Source organism: Streptomyces sp. NPDC005070 (genome assembly GCF_053600395.1).
In genome coordinates this window covers 25,471-42,177 of the sequence record NZ_JBSFZS010000055.1, presented here as the reverse complement: position 1 = coordinate 42,177, position 16,707 = coordinate 25,471, and the positions used below count along the sequence as shown (strand labels likewise).

Here is a 16,707-nt window from a genome sequence, read left to right as displayed (position 1 = left end):
CCACGCGCCGAAGTATGCGTGCAGTGTGCCATGTCCGTGCGGACCCATCATCGTGTGGCCTCAACCCGACGTCATGCAGCGGGATATGACGCCTCGTAGGCGCCTCCATGCCCTCCGCGCGCCGCAGTCACCGGTCGGCGGTCCCGCCCGGTGTCGAGCCACGGTGACAAACGGTCACGAGTGCAGCGAGTGAAGGTACTTGCCCGTCGCCGGGTCCGCCGGAAGGAACGTCTCGATGGCCAGTTCGGCGACCGTCACGTCCATCGGGGTGTTGAACGTGGAGATGGACGAGATGAACGACAGCACCCGGCCCTCGTGCTCGATCCGCAGCGGGAGCGCGAAGTGAGGGACGGGACCGAGCGGCTCGTCGTCGTCCGCCTCGGCGTCCCGGTCCGGGACCGGATACGCCGCCACCTCCTCGTACAGCGCGCGCAGCGGCTCCGAACGGCGCAGGGCGATCTGCCGGTCCATCTGGGCCAGCAGGTGATCCCGCCATGTGCGCAGATTGCGGATGCGCGGCGCCAGGCCCTCCGGGTGCAGCGTCAGCCGCATCGCGTTCAGCGGCGGGACGAGGAGCCGCTCCGGGACACCGTCCAGCAGCAGGGCGATCCCGCGGTTCGCGGCCAGTACGTCGTACGTCGCGTCGACCACCAGCGCCGGATACGGCTCGTAGCCCTGGATCAGTCGCTCCATGCCCTCGCGCAGCGCGTCCATCGACGGGTCGTCCAGCGGGGTCTCCGCGTAGCGCGGGGCGTAACCCGCAGCGAGCAGCAGCGCGTTGCGCTCGCGGACCGGCACGTCGAGGTGTTCGGCGAGCCGCAGCACCATCTCCTCGCTGGGGCGCGAGCGGCCCGTCTCGATGAAACTGATGTGCCGGGCCGAGGAGTCCGCCCGCAGGGCCAGTTGGAGCTGGCTCACCCGCCGCTGCTCCCGCCAGCCGCGCAGCAGCGGCCCGACACCCTTGTCCGTGGCGGCACTTGAGGTGGCGGTTCTTGCGGGGCCGGGCGGGTCGATGCTCATAGGAGGACGGTAGCCGAGGGGAGGCACGTGAACGACCCGGGAAACCCGTCCCGGCGAGGCGGAGGCCGTCGACCGCGCACGGGTAGGCGGCTGTCCGCCGGGTGCCGTCGACCGTGCGCGGTTGTCCACCGGTGCGCCCTCGACCGCGCACGGGTACGCGGTTGTCCGGCGGTGCCGGGGACGGTCGGCGGCGGTAGCCCGTTCGGCCGTCGCCGCTGAACCGGCGTGCCCGCCGTGCCCTGCCGAGGGGTGGCGGCTGTGGCACGCTGGGCGAAGGGCCTGGTCCGCCCGGCCTTCGCCGCCGGTCCGACCCCCGCGCCCCACCCCGGATCCACCACGCCCCACCCCGGACCCATCGCCCCGCACGCCTCACCCGCCGTACGAAGGGATCACGTCCATGGCCGTCGAACCGCTGGAGCCCAAGGAGATCGAGGAACGGCTGGCGGACCTGCCCGGCTGGTCGCTGGAGGGTGACCGGCTCGCCCGTACCTACCGGCTCGGCACACACTTCGCGGCGACCGCGATGGTCGTGCACATCGCCCAGGTGCAGGAGGAACTCGACCATCACTCCGACCTCACCCTCGGCTACAACACGATCGCCCTCACCGTGAACACCCACAGCGTCGGCGGCGCCGTCACGGTGCTCGACTTCGGTCTCGCCCGCCGGGTCGAGGCACTCGCGCCGGGGCACGGGGCGAGCTGACCTCCGTGCTGGACTACGACAAGGAAGCCGGCGGCTACGACGCGACGCGCGGCGGCGAACCACGGGCCGCCGCCGCCGCGGCCGCCGTCCTCGCGCTGGTCCCCGACACCGCCCGCGGCCTGCTCGACGTGGCCTGCGGCACCGGCATCGTGACGAGCGGACTCGCCGCCGGTCGGCCGGGGCTGCGGGTGACGGGGGCGGACGCGGCCCACGGCATGGCGTGCCGGGCGGCGGAACGCCTCCCCGGAGCCGTCGTCCGCGCCGACGCCCGCCGACTCCCCTTCCCGGAAGGCTCGTTCGACGCCGTGTGTGCCGTCTGGCTGCTCCATCTGCTGGACGACGCCGGACCGGTCGTCGCCGAAGCCGCGCGCGTCCTGCGCCCCGGTGGTGTGTTCGTCACCTCCGTCGACAAGGCGGCGGCCCACCATGTCGGCAGTGACATCGACGCGTTGACCGCGCTCTGTGGCGCCGAGCACGCCGAGGACGCGAACGAACGCGTCACGGCGTACGCCGCCGAGCACGGCCTGGTCCCGAGCGGTACGGCCCTCTTCCGCGGGCACGGCCAGGGCCGCACCCCGCGCCGCGTGGCCCAGTACATCCGCGACGGCCGGCTCTACGCGGCCGCCGGACCTCGGCTGGCCGAGCGGATCGAGACCCTGCCCGGGCCCGATGTCCCGCGCCGCGAACCGGACTTCACCTTGCGGGCTTTCCGAAAGGAGTGATCCGGACTTCGTCTTCGGGCCTCCCGAAGGGAACGAACCGGGCTTCACCCCGCGGGCCTTCCGCATGCAGTGAACCGGGTTCCACCCCCGCCTTCCGCAAGCGGCGAACGCGCGTGCACCGGGCCGGACCAGGACGTCAGCCGGCCTCCCTCCGGGTGAAGTCCATGGTCCAGTTGGTCAGCCAGGTCTTCTCCCCGTCCACGGAGAACGCCTGCTCCCAGCGGGCCGTCGTCTCCGAGATCCCCGACCACACGAACCGCACCCGCACGTCCTTCCCGTCATGGGTGTCGTCGCCCTGGAACTCGCCCCGCCCGTCCGGCCCGAACCCCCCGAACACCGGCGGGAACAGCCGGCCGCTCCGGCTGGACGACCAGTTCAGCGACCACAGCCCGGTCTCCACGTCGAAGAGCCGCAGCGTCAGGCCCGTCCATCCCTGGCTCGGCACATCCATCTCGTCGATGTTCGCCGCGCCGCCGAAGAGGGGCCGACAGTGGGTGACCGCGGGGAACTCCTCCCAGCCGCTGTCCGGGTCGAGGAAGTCGGTACGGCGGCGGTGGGCGACGTCCCAGTCGCCGTGGAAGAAGTCGAAGCCGTGCGCGGCCGGGGCGTTGTCGCGGACGTCGTTCATGCGCGGTCTCCCGTGGTTCCTTCGGGCAGCGAGTCGGCCAAGTAGGCGTCGAGGTCGGGTGCTTCGGAGGCGAGCAGATGCCGTACCCAGGCGTCCCGCTCGTGCAGGATCGGCGGCAGCTCCCAGACACAGCCGATCCACGGGCGTTCCGTGACGACGAAGTTCGTCGGGTCCCGGTCGGGGCAGCCGAGCACCGGCTGGCCCGCGGCGGCGGCCCGGAAGTGCAGGACGTTGTCCCAGACCCAGCTGTACGCGCACAGATAGGCGCTGCCGTCGCCGCCCCGGTGCAGGACGGCGAACGTGGCGGGCGGGGTGCCGTCCGGCTCGGGGAGCAGCCGCGGCAGCATCGCGTACGCCGCCCCCTCGATCTCCGGCTCGATACCGGCGGGGTCCGCGGTCACGTGGTACCGCTTGATCCGCCGTCCCGCCGATTCGATGGGCGGCGGCACGGTCAGGAGCTTCTCCCGGAAGGCGGCGGGGCCCGGGGACGCGCCGGAGCCGGCGGAAACCCCGGAGGGCGCCGGTCCCGCGGGAGCCGCGGTGGCCGTGGCGGGCGTGGAGGTGGCTGAAGTCATGGCAGTACGCTAGGCCCGCTTCACTGACATCCTGTGTCAGTGAAGTCCAGCCGTCTCATCTCGATCCTCCTGCTGCTCCAGACCCGCGGCAGACTCACCGCCGGCCAGCTCGCCGAGGAGCTGGAGGTCTCGGTCCGGACCGTGTACCGGGACGTCGAGGCGCTGAGCGCGGCGGGCGTCCCGCTGTACGGCGACGCGGGACACGCGGGCGGCTACCGGCTGCTCGACGGCTACCGCACCCGCCTCACCGGTCTCACCACCGAGGAGGCCGAGGCGCTCTTCCTCGCCGGGGTCCCCGGACCCGCCGCCGAACTCGGACTCGGCGCGGTGCTCGCTGCGGCGCAGCTCAAGGTGCGGGCGGCCCTCCCGCGTGAACTGCGCGAGCACGCGGACCGGGTGAGCGGCCGCTTCCACCTGGACGCGCCGGGCTGGTACGCGGACGCCGACGCGACCCCGTATCTCACCGCGGTCGCCGACGCCGTCTGGAACGGCCGAGTCCTCGACATCCGCTACCGCCGCTGGCGCGAACCCACCGACGTGGAGCGCCGCCTGGAACCGTACGGGCTCGTCCTGAAGGCGGGCCGCTGGTACGTCGTCGCGGGCCCGGGACCACGCACCTACCGCGTGGACCAGATCCTCGAACTCCACATGTCCGACGCGGAGTTCACCCGGCCCGAGGGATTCGATCTGGCGGAGTACTGGACCGCGTACCAACGGGGGTTCCACGAACGGCTGCACCGGGCGGAGGCGGTCGTGCGGATCGCGCCCGGAGTCAATCTGAGCGGCCCCGCCGGCCAGGCCGTGGCGGTCAACGGGCTGACGGACGAGCAGGGCTGGACCCGTGCGACCGTCCCCGTCGAGTCCCTGGACCTGGCCCACGACGACTTCCTGCGCCTCGGGACGGCCATCGAGGTCCTGGCACCGCCCGAACTACGCGCCCGCATCGCCGAAACGGTCGCGGAGCTGGCCCGCAGATACGCTTAGTGAGCGCTTGCTGCGCAGCGGCAACTCCCTTGCGGACAGCGGCGACTGAGAGGCCAGAAGTAGTCCGTCCTCTCGCGAGGTAACCATCGTGCAGCACCCGCAACGGCATCGGGCACCGCAGACGCTCGCAATGGGTGACGCTTCCTGCGCGCGATGGCGTCCCTTGCCGTGGTGCAGTCAATCGCGCCTGGGGAGTGCGCCGGGGCGTGCGCTGACCTGACTTCCGCTCCCTGCCTCAGCATGACCTGCTCCGGCTATTGAAGTCACTGTGGTCAACCAGACCCTGTACGCGTCCTTTCCTCTGTAGCAGGTGGCGATCGCGCAGGGGCGACTCGCGCGGGGAGTGTACTCACGGCGGTCCCGTGCTCCGTGTCACGCCTGGCGGTCGGGCCCGAGCCTGAATCTGCCAGAGGCTGTAAGAGATCGGGCCCGGCCGGACATCTCCCGATTGACAGCCGTTGACGGGCGGAAGACTGAGGTGCTGTGAGACGACGACGAACAACCGCCGGGGAGTACGGCGACCCGGCCGGACACCGGGCCCTGGAGGCTCTTTATACGGTTCATGCTGATCGGGTCCTGGCGTATCTGCTGCACCGTACGAACCGGGAGACAGCACAGGACATCCTGTCGGAGACCTTTGTGCTGGCCTGGCGCAAGTCCGGGGCCGTGCCCGACGATGCGCTGCCGTGGCTGCTCGCCTCGGCCCGGCGGCTGCTGGCCAACCGCGTGCGGTCCGACCAGCGGCACCGTGCGCTGACCGAGCGCTTGGCGGTGATGGCCGACCGGACGGAGGCGGCGGAGATCGGGGACGCGATAGGGACGCGGGCCGAGGTGGCCGCCGCGCTGTCGGCGCTTTCCGCACAGGACCGGGAGGTACTCGTGCTGAGTGCCTGGTACGGACTGACGGCCAAGCAGGCGGCCGTGGTCACGGGCTGCACGGCCACTGCCTTCGCCGTGCGCCTGCACCGGGCACGCAAGAGGTTCAGGGCGGCGCTGCCCCCCGCAGGCCATGCGCAGCCGGACCAAAGCGCCCTTGACCAGGCCCACTTCACCCAACGGGAGTCAGCATGAAGCAGACCGCCACCAAGCGCAGCCGAGCGTCCGACCTCGACGCCGTCCGCGCCCTGCGCCCCACCGAAGACGGCACCGACGGCTGGGCGGCGTCCGAAGACGGCCAGGCCGTCCTGCGAGAAATCATGCGACGCACCGAGCAGCCGCAGGGCACGGCCGGTTCCGGGAGGCGCCGGCACCTGGTCATGGTCGGTGCGGTCACGGCCGTCCTCCTCGGGGGCGCCACCACGGCTGCCGTAGCCATGTTCGGGCCATGGGGCGAGGACGGGCACAATGTCATGTGCGCTCGCACGCTGTCGCCCGAGGCGGACCTGAGCCAGCTGCCGCTCAAAGCCATGAAGGATTTCGATCCGCAGGACGCGGCGCGTTCCTGCGCGGCGGCCTGGGACCGGATGTGGAACCAGCCCATACAGGACACAGAGCCACAGACTCCAAGGCCGACCCGGTTCGCGGCCTGCTATTTCCCCAACGCCCAGCCCGACAGTGGCGAGTCCTCCGCCACTGACGGTCATGGGGAACTCGGCGGGCCGGTGATCTACCCGGCGGACGGCTACCCCACAAAGGAAGCAGCCTGCGCAGCCATCGGCTCCAGGCCCGTGGCAGGCGGTTGAGACCGACGGTTTACGCCCGTTGGCATGGGCGATCCGGAGTGCTCCGGGTGGCGGATCCCGCGACTCACCGCCCGGCCAGGTTCGGCCAGGATGAGCCGGCCGGCGTGAAGTGCAGGTGGAACAGGGGCGTGCCAGACCCGGAGTCCCGGCCAGGAGCCGCCACCGGTTCGGCCCGGCGAATCACACGACTCACACGATCGATTTTCGGCCGGACTCTATTGCTGTGGCCGGTTCCTGATGCATGGTGTGCGTGTGACCCTCCTGGCCCTTCCGGGCCCGGACCGCCACCCCTCGGACCCCGCCTGAGCTGTGCTCTTCACGGGGCCCGCCGCTCCTCCCGGCTCCCCACGGGAGGCTCTGCGGCTGCCCTCGATCAGCCGGGCCGAGCTCCATGTCGGCCGGGCTGTCCGGGGTGGCGGGATGCCGTCAGCTGTACGTCCAGCGCCATCCGCCGGAGCGGTACGCGCACGTGATCCTGGTGCCGCCCGCCGTGGTCGTCGAGGCGCCGTGGTCGCTGTTGCGGCAGTACTGGCCCGCCGAGTAGCAGTTGCCGGCGTTCGAGGTGATCGAGCAGGTGCTGACACCGGTTCCGCCACCGCCACTGCTGCCGCTGCCGCCGGAGCCGCTGCCCGATGCGGCGCGCGCGGTGACGGTGACCTTCACCTTGACGGTCTTCGTCGCGGTCACGGTCGGAGCCGGTTCCGGCTCCGCGGTCACCGTGGCGGTCGCCGTCGTGGTGACAGTGACGGTGGGCCGCGCCTTGGCGACCGCGGCCTTCGTGGTGGCGCCCTTGTCGTCGCCACCGTCACTGCCGCAGGCGCTGACGCCGAGGAGGACCGCGACGGCGATCACCGGCAGCAGGTGGCGCCTTCTTGCTCTACGGGCTCTCGCCGGCTCCGGCACGGATCCGGTTGCCACGGGCGGCCGTTCGTGCTCGTGCGGCGGCTTGTCGTGCGACATGGTCCCCCCAGGGTTGGTTCGTGGTGGGGTGACGATATCGGGGGATGTGAAGAAGGTGTGAGGCATACGTGAAGGAGGTGACGCAGTCGTGATCATCGAGGGGAGTCCGGGCCGCTCAGGGGCACCCGTCCGACCTGGTGGGGCCGGCCGGCAGATGCCCCCGAGGGCGGTGGGCCACGGGCTCAACTCACCGCACAGGCCTGACCCCCCAGCTTGAAGACCGACGGTTTCGTGTTCGTCCCCGTCCAGCTCCCCGTGAAGCCGAAGCCGACCGTCGAGCCGGGGGCCACGTTCGCGTTCCAGCCCAGGTTCTTGGCCGTCACCGCCGCGCCCGACTGGGAGTAGTCGGCGTTCCAGAGCTGAGTGATCTTCTGGCCGTCGGTGAAGGACCAGCCCAGGTTCCAGCCGGTCCAGGCCGAGGAGCCGGTGTTGGTGAGGGACACGTCCGCCTGGAAGCCGCCCTGCCACTGGTTCGTGATCCTGTACGTCACCGTGCAGGCCCCCGTGGACGGCGGTGTCGGGTCCGTACCGCCGCCACCACCGCCCCCGGTGTCCGACGTGTCGCCGTAGATGATCCCTCGCCCGTTCGTCGCGACGTACACGCGCCCGTAGATCCGCGGGTCCCCGGTGATGGCCGCGCCGGTCCAACCCCACTGGTGGGCATCGTCGTTGAGGCGCGTCCAGCTCGCGCCCTTGTCCGTCGAGCGGAAGATCCCGCGTACGCCGCCGATCTTCGCGCTGGTGTAGAGCGTCTGGTACGAGGAGCCGGTCGCCGCTTTGCCGAAGCCGATCGTGTCGGCCTGGTCGACGTTCGACAGCTTGGTGAAGCTCGTGCCGCCGTTCGTCGAGTGCCACAGCCCGTACGCGCCGTCGCTCGCGCCGCCCGCCAGCCAGATGTCGCCCTTGGTGCCGGGCAGTGCCTTGAAGCGCACACTGTCTCCGGCCGGCAGGTCGGCGGCCGCGGACACCGTGAACGTCGCCCCGCCGTCCGAACTGACGTAGAACGTGCCGGACTTGAAGCCGTAGAACGTCTTCGGGTCGACCCGGTCCGACTCGACGACCGCACCGGCGGGGATGCCGCTCGACGCGGACCACGACGTACCGAACCCGGAGGTGTACTGCACCCCGGTGCCCGCCGGGCTCCACACGAAGCGGCTGCCGTCCGAGGCCGCGGCGACCGTACCGCCGCCGGTGACGCCCGAAGGGTCGCTGCCCGCGAACCAGTTGGCGCCGTTGTCCGTCGAGAAGCCGATGTGCGGCCCGGAGTCGAGGTCGCCGACGCGTACCACCGTGTTCGGGTCGGCCTCGGCGTAGTCGAGGCTGGTCGTGCTGGTGAGGTTCGGCGAGGTGTACATCATCGAGGGGACCTTGGTGAGATCCGCGTGCCGGAAGCCGCCGATGTCACCGAGCGCGCTGAGCAGCGGAGCACCCGACGGGGGAGAGGCGAGGTCGTTGACGGCCGTCTCCTCCAGACCCTGGACCATGGGTCTGACGGTGAACTGGCTCCCGGAGTCCCAGTTGGTGAGGTTCTCGGTGCCGTAGATCGTCGCGCCCGTCCCGTACATCATCCGGGCCGAGTCGAACGGGTCGATCTCCAGCCCCTCGGTCATCCAGCCGAGCTTGGGGGTCTGTTCGGGTGGTGAGGGATTCGCGCCGAAGGTCAGCCAGGGCACGGACGAGACGTCCATCGTGTAGCGGTTGGAGCGGTTCGGATACGACGTGTAGTCCCACGCCTTGGTCCAGGTCCCGCCGCTGTCCGTGGACCGGAAGATCTGGGTGTCCGGCCACCAGGAGCTGTACGCCGTCGCCATCACGGTGCCCGGGTGCTGCCGGTCGACGGTCAGGCCGCCGAAGCCGTAGTAGGTGTCGGCCTCCACCACCGGACTGATGTCCGTCCACGTCCCGGTCTTCGTCGCGTACCGCCACAACCGGCCCTTGCCGCCGTCGTACGGGCCACCCTTGTCGCTGTAGGCGAGATAGAGGTAGCCGTTCACGGCGTCGAGGACGCCCTTGTGGGCGAGATAGCCGGTCGGCTGTCCGGCGAGCCTGGACCAGGTCGCCCCCGCGTCCGTCGAGCGGTAGACCGCGTTGTCCTTGTCGGCGACCCCCACGTAGATCGTCTGGGTGGCGCTTCCCCGGGTGCCGGTGGACTCGTCGAAGGTGACCCAGACGACGCCCTGGTTGTCGGAGGCGTAGCCGCTGGTGTCGGTGGAGTCCTGGACGTAGTTGCCCGGATTCGGGAACGCCGTGACCTGCGACCAGCTCACTCCGGAGTCCGTGGAGCGCCACAGTCCCTTGCCGCTGGGCGCGCCGAGATAGAGCACGCTGTTCCGGTTGGGGTCGACGGCCAGCCGCTCACCCATGCCCCGTCCGGGCATGTTGCCGCCCAGCTTGAAGGGCAGATCGGTCTTCTGCCAGCTCGCCCCGCGGTCGGCGGAGCGCAGGACGGCCCCGTTCGTCGGGTCCCAGCCATTGGTGTACGTGCCGACCGCCGCGTACACCTTGTCCGGGGCGACGGCGTCGGAGGCGAGGCTGACGACGCCGGTGTGCCCCCACTCGTTCCAGCCGACCGAGTCGAGCAGCGGGGTCCAGCTCTTCGTGGCCTGGACCCAGCGGTAGGCGCCGCCGATGTCCGTGCGGGCGTAGGCGAGGTTCTTCTCGGAGCGGTTGAAGACGATGCCGGGGACGAAGCCGCCGCCGTCGACGCGGGCGTTCTTCCAGATGTACGTGTCCGCCGCGAGCGCTGTCGTGGGGGTGCTCGCGGCGGTCGTGGTGCGGGTGCTCGATGCCAGTGCGGGCGGGGTGCCGGCCAATAGCCCGGCGGCGAGGGCGAGTACGGCCGTGAGGATGCGTGTTCTTCGCACGGGGGGAGTCCTCTCCGGTGCGCAGGATGGGTGGGGAAGGGAGCAAGTGACGGCCGGGCGGCCCTCGTTGCGGTGAGGGACCGCCCGGCCGGTGGCCCTGCCGTCAGGGACAGGGCCGCGTACCCGGAGCCACAGCGGGGACTATTCGAGAAGCTCCGCGTACGAGCCCATGGCGAGGGCGATGTCCGCCTGCGCCCAGAACCGGTGGTACGTGAAGGAGGGCGCGGCGCCGCCCGCCAGATAGCTCTGGATCTTCGACCAGGCCGGGTCGTTCTTGTAGAAGGACCGCAGCGAGGCGAAGGTGGAGGAGGAGTTGATCGCGTCGCCGTTCGGCATCGTGCCGGTGAAGGTGCTCGGCACGTACACGCTGTCGTTGAAGCGGTTGTAGTCGGCGCGGGTCTCCGGGACGGCTATGCCCAGACCGTCCTGGTAGTTGTTCCACATGCCGTCCAGAAGCGCCTTGGCCGTCGTCTTCGCCTGGGTGTTGCCGGACTTGGCGGCGTAGTACGACAGGGTCTTGGCGTACGCGGCGGCCACCCCGACGTCGTTCGTGTAGTCGGCGACGGTGACGTGAAGTCCGCTGTTGGAACCGGGACTCGACGCGTTCCAGGTGTCGGGAGCGCCGGACCACTGGAGGGTGGACGGGATCTGGTAGGTGCCGTCCGGGTTGATCGTGGTCTTGGACAGCGCCCAGGCGACCCACTTGTCGAGGACCGCCTTGGCGCTCGCGTTCCCCGTCTGCTGGTAGTACTCGGCGACCCGCTCCATGGACCACGCCTGGAAGCCGAACCACTGGTTGGACGGCGGGTCGTGGTACACCGGCTGCTGGTCGTAGTACATGCCGTAGAAGGTCGGCGTCCCCGTGGGAGGTGTCGCGTAGCGGCCCGCCCAACTGTTGGTCGCGCCACCCGCGATGGCGCCCTCGCTCGACTGGAGCCAGCGGTAGAACTCCAGCTGGCGGGTGAGGGACGTGCCCCAGTCCGCCGCGCCCGTCGAGGACTTGGGCTTCAGGTCGGCGTTCGTGCTGAGCGCGTACGCCGCCAGGGGGTTCTGGTAGCCACCGTGGACATGGCTGGAGCCGATCCGCCAGGCCCAGCCCGCCGAGGTGTCGGTGGCGCCGCCCCAGGCGTAGTACCAGGAGAGCAGATAGGAAGAGGCGTCCTTGCCGGTGCCGGCCGCACAGGTCGACGGGCCGACACAGTTGCCGATCTTCTTGAAGTACTTGTCGTACATGGCGTAGCGCAGATAGTCGCCCATCTTCGCCGCCTTGCCGACGGTCGCCGACACGTCGGCGCTCCTGCCCTGGGCCTTGGCCCACACGTCCGCCCAGTACGCGGCCTGCACCGCTCGCGCGTCGGCGTCCGGGGCGTCCGTGTACTTCCACTGCTTGGCGTACGAGGAGTCCCCGGTGAAGAGGTCCAGGTAGCCGTTCTTGCCGCCGTACTTGAAGGAGTCGCAGGTCGGCTGCGGAACCGTCTCCCACACCGACTCCTGCGCGCCGCGCTGGAAGGTGTTGATGTACGACGGACCCGTGGCGGTCGGACCGGCCTCGCACTTGCCGGGTTCGTTGCCGTAGCCGTAGGTGTTGTCCACGTCCTGGAGCCAGTGCATGCCGTACACGTCGTCCGTGCCGTACGCGCTCTTCAGCTCGGAGGCGATCGGATCGGACCCGACCGAAACACCGGTGTCGAGCTTGGCCGGGTACTCGTTCGGGGTGTCCAGCTCCGGCGCGTAGGTGGCCGGTTTGGAGGCGTTGTAGAAGGAGTTCGTCGGCTGGTCGGCGTGCGTGGGGATCATGTACGTCTCCATGGTCGTCCACGCGGCGTTGAACTTCGACCAGTCGCCGGTGACCTTCCCGTACATCGCCTGGAGCCAGATCAGATAGCTGTACGCCTCCGACGTCGTCTCATGGCCCTGGTCCGGCGCCTCGACGATCAGCGTCTCCACCGAGTGATAAGGAATGCCCTCGAGGGAGAAGTAGCCGTTCGCCGGGTTGGTGATCTTGCCGTAGAGGTCCAGGAAGCGCGCGTCGTACGCCTTCGTCGCGGCCAGCTCTGTCACGGTCACCGTGGCCTTGGCCTGACCGGTCGCCGAGGCCGTGAAGGTCGCGGACCCGGTTCCGGAGGCGTCGGCGGTGATGGTCACCGTCTGGGCGGTGTTCCAGTTGGACGGAGTGAACGTCAGACTCGAACCGCCGGTCACCGACAGCCCGGTGTTCCCGTCCGTGCGGGCCACCGCCACCGTCACATTGGCGCTCGGCTGCGTCGAGAGCTTGACCGTGAACGTCCCCGACTTGCCCTGCTGGACGCCGAGTTGAGTCGGTGAGGCGACGATCGCCGGCCCCGCGGCGACCGTGATGCCGGCCGGTACGGAATCCGCCGACGCGCCCAGACTGTCGTACGCCTTCGCGACGATGGAATGACTTCCCACGGCCAGTCCGGACGCCGACAGCGTGTACGGCGAGCTGGTGTCGGTGCCGAGCAGGGTCGTGTCGTCGTAGAACTCAACCTTGGAGACGGTCGCGCCGTCGGCCGCCGCCGCGGTCGCGGCCAGCGGGACAGCGTCGCCCTGGGTGTAGACGGCGCCCGCCGCGGGGCTGGTCAGCACGGTGATCGGCGGCTGGTGCGCGCCGGTGCAGGTCGTGCCGTTGACGGCGTAGGACGCGGGCGCGGTGTTGGTGCCGCTGTAGGTGAACTGCGCGCCGGTGGTCACGGCGGTTCCGGCGCCGATCGTCCCGTTCCAGGCGGCGTTCTTCACGGTGACCGACTTGCCGGACTGGGACCACGTGCCGTTCCAGCCGTTGGTGAGCGCCTGGTTGCCCGTGTAGGCGTAGGTCAGGGTCCAGCCGTTGATGGCGTCGGCGCCCCTGTTGGTGATCGTCAGATCAGCGGTGAAGCCGGAGCCCCAGTCGTTGGTCTTGTAGTCGACGCTGCACTGAACCGTGGCCGCGTGTGCGGGAGTCGTACCGGTCGCCAGCGTCGTGAGCGGGAGGGCCAGTGCCGCCACTACGGCGGTCCACAACCGTCGTGACCTGCGGCGACGTCTCCATCGAGGGCTCGGATCCATAGTGCTGGTTCCTCCTTGCGGCTCGGAGAATGGGGGGAGGAGCAACAAGCCTTGAACCAGTGGGAGCGCTCCCATATTGGAGAGAGGGGTGTGAGCGGTCAAGGTGCTTGAAGAGTCGAAATGATTCGACAGATCAACTGCGCAACCCCTCTGGGCAACGCGGGCACTTGGCGCTAGCTTCATCCGCACCAGTGGGAGCGGTTCCATCAGTCGACGCGTCCGTCACGGCGCGCCAGAGCTGCAAGGAGTCGCTTCATGCGTCACCCCCCGCGTTTGTCTCTCCTAGTCATCGGCGCCGCCGTCGCCCTCGTGGGCACGGCCGTCGCGCCGGTCGTCACGGCCTCGGGAGCAACTCCCGCGTGCACGGTGGAGTACTCGGTCACCGGCCAGTGGGACACCGGCTTTCAGGGCGCCGTGAAAATCACCAACAACATGACCGCGCTCAGCAGTTGGAGCCTCGGCTTCGACTTCCCGGGCGGTCAGAAGGTCACCCAGGGCTGGAACGCCAAGTGGTCCCAGTCCGGTTCGGCGGTGACCGCTGCCAACGAGAGCTGGAACGGCTCGCTCGCGAGCGGCGCGAGCGTCAGCGCCGGGTTCCTCGCGTCCTGGTCGGGAAGCAACGCGGTGCCGACGGCCTTCCGGCTCAACGGCACCACCTGCAACGTGGACACCCAGCCGACCCCCACTCCCACACCCACGCCCACCGATCCACCGCCGGCCGGTGGTGCGGCGCCGAAGCTGCGCGTCTCGGGCAACAAGCTGGTCGACTCGGCGGGAGCCACCCGCCGCATGCTCGGCGTCAACCGCTCCGGCGGCGAGTTCATGTGTGTCCAGGGCTACGGCTTCTTCGACGGTCCCGTCGACGACGCCTCCGTCAAGGCGATCGCCGACTGGAAGGCCAACACCGTCCGCATCCCGCTGAACGAGGAGTGCTGGCTGGGCCTTTCCAACATCAAGCCGGAGTACGCGGGCGCCAACTACATCGCCGCGGTCAAGGACCTGGTGGCCAAGGTCGAGGCGCACGGCATGACACCGCTCGTCGAACTGCACTGGACCTACGGCCAGTACACCGGCAACTCGGCGGGCTGCTCCGACGTGCACGCCACCTGCCAGAAACCGATGCCCGACGCGCAGTACACCCCGTCCTTCTGGTCCTCGGTCGCGAGCACCTTCAAGGACGACCCCGCCGTCGCCTTCGACCTGTTCAACGAGCCCTACCCGGACCGCGCGACCTCCACGACCACCCAGGCGTGGACCTGCTGGCGCGACGGCGGCACCTGCCCCGGCATCTCCTACGAGGTCGCCGGAATGCAGGACCTGGTGGACGCGGTTCGCGGCACCGGCGCCAAGAACCTGATCCTGGCCGGCGGTCTCGCGTACTCGAACGACCTGAGCCAGTGGCTGACGTACAAGCCCAGTGATCCCACGGGCAATCTCGTCGCCGCCTACCACGTCTACAACTTCAACACCTGTGCGAGCGAGAGCTGCTGGAACGCGACCCTCGCCCCCGTCGCCGCCCAGGTACCTCTGGTGGCGGGCGAGATCGGGGAGAACACCTGCTCCCACGCGTTCGTCGACACCGTCATGAAGTGGTTCGACGACCGGGGGCTCTCGTATCTCGGCTGGACCTGGAACACCTGGGACTGCTCCTCGGGTCCGTCGCTGATCTCGAACTACGACGGAACTCCGACCTCCTACGGCATCGGGCTGCGCGACCACCTGCGCGCCCTCAACGGATAAGGGACCCCCACATGAGCCGTGCGAGAACAGCCATCCTCGGGGCACTCGCCCTGATCGCCGCGGGAACGGGCGGAGCCGCCGCAGCCGTTCCCGCCGACGTCGGCACCAACACCGTCGCCTCCATCCCCTGCACCGTCGACTACAAGGTGCAGAGCCAGTGGGACACCGGCTTCACCGCCGCCGTCACCGTCACCAACAACGGTGCGGCCAAGTCCAGTTGGTCGGTAAAGTGGGCCTACGCCGGCAACCAGAAGGTCACCAGCTACTGGAACACCAAGCTCACCCAGAGCGGCACCGCCGTCACCGCGAACAACGAGAGCTACAACGGCACGCTGTCCGCGGGCGGTTCGGTCAGCTTCGGCTTCAACGGCTCCTACAGCGGCACCAACACGATCCCGACGACCTTCACCCTCGACGGTGTCACGTGCAACGTCGACGACGGAGGCGGGGGCGGCGGGGGAGGCGGCGGCACCGGAACCCGCGTCGACAACCCGTACGCCGGCGCCAAGGTGTACGTGAACCCGGAGTGGTCGGCGAAGGCCGCCGCGGAGACCGGCGGCAGCCGGATCTCCAACCAGCCCACCGGTGTCTGGCTCGACCGGATCGCCGCGATCAACGGCTCGTCCACCAGCATGGGCCTGCGCGCCCACCTCGACGCGGCGCTCGCCCAGAAGGGCAGCGGCGAAGAGGTGGTCCAGCTCGTCGTCTACGACCTGCCGGGCCGTGACTGTGCCGCCCTCGCCTCCAACGGCGAACTCGGCCCGACGGACATCGACAAGTACAAGACCCAGTTCATCGACCCGATCGCGGCGATCCTCGCCGACAGCAAGTACGCCTCGCTGCGCATCGTCACGACCGTCGAGATCGACTCGCTGCCGAACCTCGTCACCAACACCGGCAGCCGAGCCACCGCCACCGCGAACTGCGACACCATGCTCGCCAACGGCAACTACGTGAAGGGCGTCGGCTACGCGCTGGCCAAGCTCGGCGCGATCCCGAACGTCTACAACTACCTCGACGCCGGCCACCACGGCTGGCTCGGCTGGGACGACAACTTCGCCCCCGCCGCCACCGTCTTCAAGCAGGCGGCGACGGCCGAGGGCGCGACGGTCGACGACGTGGCGGGCTTCATCACCAACACGGCGAACTACAGCGCCCTCAAGGAGAACAACTTCACCATCAACGACACGGTGAACGGCACCTCGGTGCGTCAGTCCAAGTGGGTGGACTGGAACCGCTATGTCGACGAGCTCTCCTTCGCGCAGGCCTTCCGCAACCAGCTCGTCTCGGTCGGCTTCAACTCGGGCATCGGCATGCTGATCGACACCTCCAGGAACGGCTGGGGCGGCACCGCGCGGCCCGGCGGACCCGGCGCCACGACCAGCGTCGACACCTATGTCGACGGAGGACGCTACGACCGCCGCATCCACATCGGCAACTGGTGCAACCAGTCGGGCGCGGGCCTCGGCGAGCGGCCGAAGGCGGCACCGGCGACCGGCATCGACGCCTACGTGTGGATGAAGCCGCCGGGCGAGTCCGACGGGTCCAGCACGGCGATCGCGAACGACGAGGGCAAGGGCTTCGACCGGATGTGCGACCCGACGTACACGGGCAACGCCCGCAACGGGAACAGCCTCTCCGGCGCGCTGCCGAACGCCCCGCTCTCCGGACACTGGTTCTCCGCCCAGTTCCAGGAGCTCATGAAGAACGCGTATCCGGCCCTGTGACCGGCTGACCGCACGCACCGGGCACGCGGGCGCCTC

Annotated in this window: 13 protein-coding genes; 7 read left to right on the top strand and 6 right to left on the bottom strand. The window is 69.9% G+C overall.

The window, feature by feature from the left end; translation table 11 throughout:
* Positions 1–174 precede the first annotated feature (174 nt).
* A complete protein-coding gene (locus ACWEBX_RS20185) occupies positions 175–1,020 on the bottom strand; it encodes a helix-turn-helix domain-containing protein (protein WP_451886197.1) in 846 nt (281 codons plus the stop codon).
* A gap of 397 nt (positions 1,021–1,417) precedes the next feature.
* On the opposite strand from ACWEBX_RS20185, the gene ACWEBX_RS20180 reads away from it, so the two are divergent.
* Both ACWEBX_RS20180 and ACWEBX_RS20175 read left to right on the top strand, forming a co-directional pair.
* A complete protein-coding gene (locus tag ACWEBX_RS20180; protein WP_451886196.1) occupies positions 1,418–1,723 on the top strand; it encodes a 4a-hydroxytetrahydrobiopterin dehydratase in 306 nt (101 codons plus the stop codon).
* A 5-nt stretch (positions 1,724–1,728) separates the two neighbouring features.
* On the top strand, positions 1,729–2,445 hold the full coding sequence (locus ACWEBX_RS20175) for a class I SAM-dependent methyltransferase (protein WP_451886195.1): 717 nt from the start codon (positions 1,729–1,731) through the stop codon (positions 2,443–2,445).
* A gap of 136 nt (positions 2,446–2,581) precedes the next feature.
* Here the strand turns inward: ACWEBX_RS20175 and ACWEBX_RS20170 are convergent, their stop codons facing one another.
* Both ACWEBX_RS20170 and ACWEBX_RS20165 read right to left on the bottom strand, forming a co-directional pair.
* Positions 2,582–3,073, bottom strand: coding sequence for a hypothetical protein (locus ACWEBX_RS20170; RefSeq protein WP_451886194.1), 492 nt, complete (start codon positions 3,071–3,073; stop codon positions 2,582–2,584).
* Positions 3,070–3,648 (bottom strand): hypothetical protein, encoded by a 579-nt coding sequence (locus ACWEBX_RS20165; protein WP_451886193.1) that lies wholly within the window; start codon positions 3,646–3,648, stop codon positions 3,070–3,072. Before ACWEBX_RS20165 ends, ACWEBX_RS20170 begins: the two co-directional genes overlap by 4 nt.
* Before the next feature lie 39 nt (positions 3,649–3,687).
* Here ACWEBX_RS20165 and ACWEBX_RS20160 point away from each other — a divergent pair, with 39 nt between their 5' ends.
* The 3 genes from ACWEBX_RS20160 to ACWEBX_RS20150 all read left to right on the top strand — a co-directional run bounded on the left by ACWEBX_RS20160 (position 3,688) and on the right by ACWEBX_RS20150 (position 6,314).
* On the top strand, positions 3,688–4,632 hold the full coding sequence (locus ACWEBX_RS20160) for a helix-turn-helix transcriptional regulator (RefSeq protein WP_451886192.1): 945 nt from the start codon (positions 3,688–3,690) through the stop codon (positions 4,630–4,632).
* 483 nt (positions 4,633–5,115) lie between these two features.
* Positions 5,116–5,703, top strand: a complete 588-nt coding sequence (locus ACWEBX_RS20155; RefSeq protein ID WP_451886191.1) for an RNA polymerase sigma factor — start codon at positions 5,116–5,118, stop codon at positions 5,701–5,703.
* Complete coding sequence (locus ACWEBX_RS20150; RefSeq protein ID WP_451886190.1) at positions 5,700–6,314, top strand: hypothetical protein; 615 nt, start codon at positions 5,700–5,702, stop codon at positions 6,312–6,314. The genes ACWEBX_RS20155 and ACWEBX_RS20150 overlap by 4 nt, the downstream gene beginning before the upstream one ends.
* 426 nt (positions 6,315–6,740) lie before the next feature.
* On the opposite strand, the gene ACWEBX_RS20145 is transcribed toward ACWEBX_RS20150, so the two are convergent.
* The 3 genes from ACWEBX_RS20145 to ACWEBX_RS20135 all read right to left on the bottom strand — a co-directional run bounded on the left by ACWEBX_RS20145 (position 6,741) and on the right by ACWEBX_RS20135 (position 13,204).
* Positions 6,741–7,274, bottom strand: coding sequence for a hypothetical protein (locus tag ACWEBX_RS20145; RefSeq protein WP_451886189.1), 534 nt, complete (start codon positions 7,272–7,274; stop codon positions 6,741–6,743).
* A gap of 182 nt (positions 7,275–7,456) precedes the next feature.
* Complete coding sequence (locus ACWEBX_RS20140) at positions 7,457–10,138, bottom strand: cellulose binding domain-containing protein (protein WP_451886188.1); 2,682 nt, start codon at positions 10,136–10,138, stop codon at positions 7,457–7,459.
* 141 nt (positions 10,139–10,279) lie between these two features.
* Positions 10,280–13,204, bottom strand: a complete 2,925-nt coding sequence (locus ACWEBX_RS20135; RefSeq protein WP_451886187.1) for a glycoside hydrolase family 48 protein — start codon at positions 13,202–13,204, stop codon at positions 10,280–10,282.
* A gap of 255 nt (positions 13,205–13,459) precedes the next feature.
* On the opposite strand from ACWEBX_RS20135, the gene ACWEBX_RS20130 reads away from it, so the two are divergent.
* Together ACWEBX_RS20130 and ACWEBX_RS20125 are read left to right on the top strand one after the other, a co-directional pair.
* Positions 13,460–14,944, top strand: a complete 1,485-nt coding sequence (locus ACWEBX_RS20130; RefSeq protein WP_451886186.1) for a cellulase family glycosylhydrolase — start codon at positions 13,460–13,462, stop codon at positions 14,942–14,944.
* A gap of 11 nt (positions 14,945–14,955) precedes the next feature.
* Positions 14,956–16,671, top strand: coding sequence for a glycoside hydrolase family 6 protein (locus tag ACWEBX_RS20125; RefSeq protein WP_451886185.1), 1,716 nt, complete (start codon positions 14,956–14,958; stop codon positions 16,669–16,671).
* The last annotated feature ends 36 nt before the right edge of the window (positions 16,672–16,707 follow it).